Raw genomic sequence first — 316 nt, forward strand, 5'->3', positions numbered from 1 at the left:
GCATTTTTTATACTTTTGTAGACATTAATAAAAAGTGCCTTAAAATAATAATTATCTTATTTTAAAGCACCTTATATAAATAACCTTTTATTACAACGATAGTATCATTAGTTTATCATCTTGCTATAAAAATTATGTTTAAATATTTTAATTAACTATTGTTAACAATAATTAATTCACTTTACTTTGTAATTGTTCTAAATCATGTATTACCATATCTATAACTTCTATTTTAGATTTAGCATAATCATTATGTGGTAACCACGTTGGAACCGAAAGTCCGGGTTTGAATTCCGGGTTTTTAAAAACCCGGAAT

The organism is Providencia rustigianii DSM 4541 (assembly GCF_000156395.1).
GTDB classification, from domain to species: Bacteria; Pseudomonadota; Gammaproteobacteria; order Enterobacterales; family Enterobacteriaceae; genus Providencia; species Providencia rustigianii.